The sequence below is a fragment of the Carboxydocella sp. JDF658 genome, from assembly GCF_002049395.1.
GTDB lineage: Bacteria > Bacillota.
The window spans coordinates 23,446-30,320 of record NZ_BDLR01000041.1 but is presented as its reverse complement, the minus strand read 5'-3'; the positions used below and the strand labels follow the sequence as shown (position 1 = coordinate 30,320).

Below are 6,875 nucleotides of genomic sequence, written 5' to 3'. Positions count from 1 at the left end.
AGAGACGCATCTCCGTAGTCAGCGGGTCTTCTTCGCCCCTGCTCCACTTCGAAGACCGGTGAGTCGGGTAAATCTCCGGAAAAAACTCCCCGCACACAGTCATGCTAAATTTGTTCTTCTCGTGTTTCTTTGGCATTCCTGATCAGCTCCCCGAAACCCTGCCGGACTTTGCTGCTTCTCCAATGGATAATAGTTCCATTTTTTTATTGTAGCAAAACAGTTAAATACAATCAATTATAGTCTAGTTTTCTGAAGCTGCTGCTTACCTCCCCACCGTTATTTTTATTAGCCCGGGGTCAAGTCCATACAGCCGGGCCAGAGTTTTCGCCAGGCGTCGGGTATCCACCCCTGCCCCGCTCTCACCCCGGGCCATTACATCCACACTCTGATGCTCGGCCAGCCCCTGTGCTTCCAGCTGGACAGTCAGCTCCTGTAATTGAACTTTTCCCCCGCTGGTATCCAACCGGACATCGATTTTATCCACCCTGGCACCGGTTATGCTTTCGGCTACTGCACTAACCTGCTGAGACAGTTGTTCCTTCAGCCTGTTTTCACTTTCAGCCAGAGCTTCCTGACGTAATCGCTCCCCTTCCCGCAGGGCTGTCTCAATTTGTGGCAGGCCGCCTCCGCTAAAAGCCTGTAAGCGGCTGCTCCAGTCTTCCTTGACTAGTCCCAGAATTGGTTCTAGCACTGTAACCAGCAAGAAGAGGCCGATTACCAGACGTACAGTCCCTTTCAGGCCACTGCGGGGCAAGAGCAGCTCCAGCAGCAAGGCCAGCAAGGACAAAACCAGAAGTTGTCCTACAATCTGTCGCAAGAGCTCCATATTTCCCCTCCTTAGCGCAAGGCAGTAGCCAGATTGCTGGCAGCGATCAAGCCGGAAATCATCAAGAAGAACATTAAACCGGTAATAGCAACCGCCCCGAACATCAGGGTCAGGCTTTTGTCTACCTGCTCTAAGGCATCCGCCAGTTTACCGGCACTCAAAGGTTGCAGGAGAGCTGCCGCCAGTTTCAAGGTAAAAGTCACTGCCAGGATTTTTAAGGCGGGCAGTACGGCCAGGAGAGCAATAATAACCAGGCCGGTCAAACCCACTGCACTTTTCATCAGAACCGCCCCGCTCACCACCGTTTCCACAGCATCACTGAGCATGCCACCTACCACCGGGACCAGAGCATCGGTGGCAAATTTGGCCGTTCGCAAAGCTACCCCGTCAGCTACACCACTGCCTACCCCCTGGACGGATATAACGCCCAGTACCACCGTCATCAAGAGGCCGATAGCAAAAACTGCACCGGTACGCAGTAACCCGGCCAGTTTGCTGACTTGAACTTTGCCGGTTACCTCATTAACCAGTCCCAGTAAAGCAGCCAGACCAATGAGAGGTATTACCACAAATTCCATCAAAGTAGCGGTAAGGGTTGCCGCTCCTACCAGCATAGTACTGAAAAAGGAGGAACCGAGAAAGGAGCCGGTTAATACCACCAGGGTTAACAGTACAGGTGCCAGAATCTGAATAAACCGGGTCATTTCCTTAACCCCATCAATTGCAACTCCAGCCGTAACGGCAAAGGTTTTCAAAACAATCGTGAACACTACTAAATAGATGATAGCCGCCGCTGTTTCCGCCACTCCCTCGTTTTCCAGGGAATCAGCTACCGTCCGCGTTAACCCCAGCAGGACCCCTAGCACCAGCAGCTGACCCAGCAGTTTCAGGTTGGCCAGAAGCTGGCGGGAGAAAAAACTAAGCAATCCACTCAATACTTGTCCCACACCGAGAGACCACTCGCCCCGTTTCAAACTCTCCAGCAGATTCCGAAAATTGATCTGGGGCATATAGGGGGCCAGCTCCCGGTCTATGCGAGCCAGGTATTCCTGCAAGCCACTGAGATCCACCTGGTTTTCCGGGCTGGCGGCCAGTACCGGCTGGATTCCAGCCGCCAGAACCAGGCTGACTAATAACAGAATTATTAACAGTTTTCTTTTCATATTCTTCACCTCATGGCATCAGCCCCAGGACCGACTGGATGATGGCCAGAATGACCGGCACCGCCAGGATCAGAATCAGGATTTTGGCTACCAGCTCTACCTTGCCAGCAATGGCTCCTTCTCCCGCATCCCGGCAAACCTGGGCCCCGAATTCGGCTATATAAGCGATGCCGATTATTTTCAGCACCGTCCCCAGGTAAGCCTGGTTGACATTGGCTTTACTGGCCAGCTGTTGCAGAATATCAAAAATTGCTCCCACCTTGGTAAGAACCAGGCCAAACAAGCCCGCTGCTACAACCAGAGTGACAAACAGGGCCAGTTCCGGCCGAATCTGTTTTAACACCAGAATCAGCAAACTGGCCAGCAGGGCCACTCCTACTACCTGTATGATTTCCATCGCCCTCACCCCGTCAGTAGAGCATAAAGACGCTTTTGACTTCCTGGAAGAGGTCCCCCAGCAGCTTGACTACTACCACCAGCACCATTACTATCCCGGCCAGTACCGCCATTTTGCCGATCTCCTCATTTTTAGCCTCTTTCAATACAGCCATAATCACCATCAGTAACACGCCCAGGCCAGCAATTTGAAACAAGAGCTGTAAATTGACGATTTTCATGTTTATACCTCCCGTCAGAGCAATAATATGGTAAGAGCCAGGCCCCCCAGTAAGCCCAGATAACTGACCGGCCGGCAATAACGCCGGGCTGCTGCCCTGGCTACTTCCTCCTGCTGGGCTAATTGCTGGCGAACCAGGGCCAGATGTTTGGCCTGGTCCAGGCGGTCAGAATTGCCCAGACTGCCTCCCAGACTGGCCAGCACCTCCCGGTCAACAGGGGTTAAAGGCTGGTTCCGCCACCAGTCTTCTACAGCCTCTTGCCAGACTTCGCCACCGGTTTTACCTTTGTTCCCCTGCATTTTGGCGGCAGCCAGCAAAAACAGCTCTCCTACTGCCCCCTGATTCACTGCTCCGCAATGCAAAAAAGCATCCGCTAATGGCACCGCCCCGAAAACGATCTGGGTTTCCAGGACCTGTAACCCGTTCTGCAAGGCCGCCAGCAGCTGGGGTCTTTTTCGCAACTGTCCAGCTATAGTCAATCCGGCTGCTGAGGATGACCCCACTACCAGCAGCATCCCGGCCAGTTTCAGCCACATAATTTCACCTCCTCAGCGCAGGTAAACTTTTTCCACTGTCCCCGGCCCTTCCCGGCGGCTTAACACTACGATTCTCTGGAAAAGGCGCAGGGCCAGCAATTCCCGTCCAAACGGCCGGCGGGCCAGATCATTGATCCCGGCCCCATGGATACTGGCCAGCAAAATTGCCCCGCTATTGGCTGCTTCCAGCAACGCCTGCTGGTCAGCAGCAGTTCCGATTTCATCACAGACTACCAGTTCCGGCCCCATGGTGCGAATTAACATAGACAGCCCTTCCGCTTTAGGACAGCCATCCAGCACATCGGTGCGGGGGCCAACTTCCAGCTGAGGTATCCCTTGATAACAGCCGGCAATTTCCGACCGCTCGTCCACCAGGCCCACAGTCAGAGGGGCCAGTCCGGCTGCCGGCCAGCCGCTACTAGCCAGCCTGACTAAATCTCTGAGCAAGGTGGTTTTCCCACAGCGCGGTGGCGAGATAATCAGGGTGCTATGAAGTCTGCCTGTTACTTTATCCAGCAGCTGGGGCAATAGCTTTTCTCCTACCCCTGGATACTGCCGGGCCAGGCGGATATTGAGGGAACCGAAATGCTGAAAACCCCGGATTTTGTTGCCGTCCCTTAGCACCTTGCCGGCAATACCCACCCGGTGTCCACCGGGTAGGGTAAGATATCCCTTGCTCAATTCCGCCTCATAGGCATAAATGGAAGCAGCCGTCATTATATTCAGGGTCCGGGCAATATCCTCAGCGGTAACCAGTACCGGCTCTCCTTCCAGCCGCGGCCACATCTCCTCATCTCCCAGCCGCAGCTGCAGCGGTCGCCCAGCCCGCAACCGGATTTCCTCCACCAGGGGCCAGCGCTCAGGCGGTACTGTCAGCACCGCTGCAGCCAGGTTAGGAGCCAGCCAGGCTGCTATCTTTTCCAACCCCCTCACCCCCCTTTCTGTACCCATGTATATGCGAACTTGTCTACTTTATGCCAGCATGAAAAAAACCTGAAGGCAAATCGCCTCCAGGTTTTCCGTTGCAGTATATTAAATTTAAATATCTTCTTCTTCAGCTCTGGCTTGTTGGCCAGCTTTTTCCACTTCTGACCAGTCTACATCCTGGTCATTAACAAACACTACTGTGTCACAATTGGGGCAGGTTACTTCAATCAAATCCTCATCATCAATGATATCCCGTTCAAAGGCCACTATTTCATGGCAGTTGGGGCATTCCACATCGACAAATTCATCTTCATCCAGATCTTCAAACTCATCATGGTCATGGCCACAGTCGCAGACAGTATCCAGCTCCTCTTCCAGCTCTTCCAGATCCTCATCAATGGACTCTACATAATCAGCCAGTTCTTCATAGGCTTCATCCAGTTCATCGATCTTCTCAGCCATATGCTTGAGCACATCGATGACTTCTACCAGCAAACGCCCTTCCCTGGTTTCACTATTGATATTCAGCCCATCTGCCAGTCCTTTGAGATAGCTTACCCGTTGTTTCAGGGTTTTCATATTTTCATCCCCTTTCTCTTTCAATCCTGCCCCTTAGGTTTTCCCGCCAGGTCAACAATTATACCCGTTTGATATAGGTGCCGGTCCGGGTATCGATTTGCAGGACATCACCGGTTTCCACAAAGAAGGGCACCTGTACCACCGCTCCGGTTTCCAGAGTGGCCGGTTTGGAACCGCCGGAAGCAGTATCACCCTTGATTCCCGGCGGAGTATCCACTACTTTCAGTTCTACAAAATTGGGCACTTCTACCCCGATGGTCTGTCCCTGGAACATCAACACATGGATATTCATATTGTCTTTAAGCCACTTGATGGCATCTCCCAGTTGCTCTTTGGACAACATGACCTGGTCATAGGTTTCCATATCCATAAAGTTGTAGTTTTCGCCATCATTATAGAGATACTGCATTTCTTTCCGTTCCACATGGGCTTTGGGCACTTTCTCTCCGGCATTGAAAGTTCTCTCAATGACAGCACCGGTACGCACATTTTTCAGCTTGGTGCGCACAAAAGCAGCACCCTTACCCGGTTTGACGTGCTGAAATTCCACGATCTGATAAACATCTCCTTCGACCTCAATGGTCATGCCATTACGAAAATCGTTGGAAGAAATCATCTGTTAACTCAACCTCCTGTTTTATCTCTAGAGTTCTATTTCCAAAAGGGTCTTCGGAGCTTTGGTCAACACCCGGCAACCCTCAGGAGTAACAACAACCACATCCTCAATCCTTACCCCACCCCAGCCGGGCAGGTAAATTCCCGGTTCAACAGTCAATACCATCCCGGGAGCAAGGGTCACATCTCCCTGGGGAGAAAGGCGTGGTTCTTCATGGATCACCAGACCCAGACTGTGGCCCAGACCATGGCCAAAATTCCGGCCATAACCGGCAGCGCTGATCAGATCCCGGGCCACTTTGTCCACTTCCCGTCCTGTTAATCCCGGCCGGATGACAGCCAGAGCCTGTAGCTGCGCCGCCAGCACGGTTTCATAAACTTTTTTCTGTTCTGCCGTGGCTTTCCCCAGCACCACTGTTCGGGTCATATCCGAATGATAACCCTGCCAGACTGCCCCAAAATCCAGTTTGAGGAAATCCCCGGCCTGCAGCTGCCGTTGGCTGGGAGTAGCATGAGGCAAGGAAGAACGGGGCCCGGAGGCCACGATAGAAGGAAAAGCCAGCCCTTCACTGCCCAGCCGCCGCAGAATAAATTCCAATTCCAGAGCCAGTTCCAGTTCCGAAATCCCGGGTTTAATTACAGGTAGCAAGCGCTCAAAGGCCTGGTCGGCAATATGTACTGCTTTTTCGATCAGAGCCAGCTCCTGTTCATCTTTGAGCCAGCGCAGCCGTTCCACCAGCCCTTCCCGGGCCACCAGTTCCAGGGGCTTAAGTTTTTCCTGCAGGGTTTGTCCCTGTTTATAGGGCAGAAAATCCGCTTCAAAACCTACATTACTGATACCGGTCTCCCTGATGGTCTGCACCAGTTTTTCTATGGGCTGATTGCCCAGGTCGATTACCTGCCAGCCCTCCGCCTGGGCTGCAGCCTGTTCTAGATAGCGAAAATCCGTCAACAGCAGGGTATCCTGTTCCGTAATCAACAACCAGCCATTACTGCCGGTAAAACCGCTGAGGTAGCGGCGGTTCTCCGGCCGGTTGACCAGATAGCCCTCCAGTTTTTCCTGTTGCAAATATTGTCTCAACTTATGTACTCTTGAATTCATTGATTTTCCTCCTTGGCCAGTAAAGCCGCAACTGCCTGCACTGCCAGCATGTAGCTTTCCGGCCCGAACCCGCATATGGTTCCAGCTGCTACATCGGCAATAACCGAAAGCTGCCGGAAATGTTCCCGGGCATGGATATTGGTCAGGTGCACCTCCACTACCGGCAGATTCACCGCTTTCAGGGCATCCCGCAGGGCAAAACTGTAATGAGTCAGGGCCCCGGGATTGATAATAATAGCCTGACAGCGGCCATAGGCCTGGTGAATGCGGTCAATCAAACTGCCCTCGTGATTGGACTGAAAAAACTCCAGCTCCAGGCCAAACTGGCGCCCCAGTTTTTCCATCATACGGTTGATCTCCACCAGGGTAGTTTCCCCGTAAACCCCTGGTTCTCTGATCCCCAGCAAATTTAGATTTGGTCCATTTAAAACCAGAACTTTTTTCATCCTTTTCACCACCTGTCTTAAACCCATCAGTACAATATTTTACCACAAGTAGTCAAGGGAATAA

At 52.5% G+C, this 6,875-nt stretch carries 10 protein-coding genes; all 10 read right to left on the bottom strand.

Annotated elements, in window-relative coordinates; genetic code table 11:
• Positions 1–262: 262 nt before the first annotated feature.
• Complete coding sequence (locus JDF658_RS07955) at positions 263–826, bottom strand: stage III sporulation protein AF (protein ID WP_078666501.1); 564 nt, start codon at positions 824–826, stop codon at positions 263–265.
• A gap of 11 nt (positions 827–837) precedes the next feature.
• On the bottom strand, positions 838–1,989 hold the full coding sequence (gene spoIIIAE, locus JDF658_RS07950) for a stage III sporulation protein AE (protein WP_079907100.1): 1,152 nt from the start codon (positions 1,987–1,989) through the stop codon (positions 838–840).
• Positions 1,990–1,999: 10 nt separating this feature from the next.
• The gene (gene spoIIIAD, locus JDF658_RS07945) at positions 2,000–2,386 is read right to left on the bottom strand and encodes a stage III sporulation protein AD (protein WP_078666499.1); all 387 of its coding nucleotides are present in this window, start codon (positions 2,384–2,386) and stop codon (positions 2,000–2,002) included.
• 13 nt (positions 2,387–2,399) lie between these two features.
• Positions 2,400–2,606: a stage III sporulation protein AC gene (gene spoIIIAC, locus JDF658_RS07940; RefSeq protein ID WP_078666498.1), complete on the bottom strand. Its 207-nt coding sequence runs from the start codon at positions 2,604–2,606 to the stop codon at positions 2,400–2,402.
• A 14-nt stretch (positions 2,607–2,620) separates the two neighbouring features.
• A complete protein-coding gene (locus JDF658_RS07935; RefSeq protein ID WP_078666497.1) occupies positions 2,621–3,142 on the bottom strand; it encodes a hypothetical protein in 522 nt (173 codons plus the stop codon).
• Between the two features lie 12 nt (positions 3,143–3,154).
• Entirely contained in the window at positions 3,155–4,075 is a 921-nt protein-coding gene (spoIIIAA, locus tag JDF658_RS07930; protein ID WP_375804197.1) for a stage III sporulation protein AA, read from the bottom strand.
• 105 nt (positions 4,076–4,180) lie between these two features.
• Positions 4,181–4,648, bottom strand: a complete 468-nt coding sequence (locus JDF658_RS07925; protein ID WP_079907096.1) for a CD1247 N-terminal domain-containing protein — start codon at positions 4,646–4,648, stop codon at positions 4,181–4,183.
• A 58-nt stretch (positions 4,649–4,706) separates the two neighbouring features.
• Positions 4,707–5,264 carry an elongation factor P gene (gene efp, locus JDF658_RS07920; RefSeq protein WP_078666494.1) on the bottom strand — a complete coding sequence of 186 codons (558 nt, stop codon included), beginning with the start codon at positions 5,262–5,264 and terminating at the stop codon, positions 4,707–4,709.
• 27 nt (positions 5,265–5,291) lie between these two features.
• Complete coding sequence (locus tag JDF658_RS07915) at positions 5,292–6,365, bottom strand: Xaa-Pro peptidase family protein (RefSeq protein WP_079907095.1); 1,074 nt, start codon at positions 6,363–6,365, stop codon at positions 5,292–5,294.
• Positions 6,362–6,811 (bottom strand): type II 3-dehydroquinate dehydratase, encoded by a 450-nt coding sequence (aroQ, locus tag JDF658_RS07910; RefSeq protein ID WP_078666492.1) that lies wholly within the window; start codon positions 6,809–6,811, stop codon positions 6,362–6,364. The genes JDF658_RS07915 and aroQ overlap by 4 nt, the downstream gene beginning before the upstream one ends.
• Positions 6,812–6,875 lie beyond the last annotated feature (64 nt).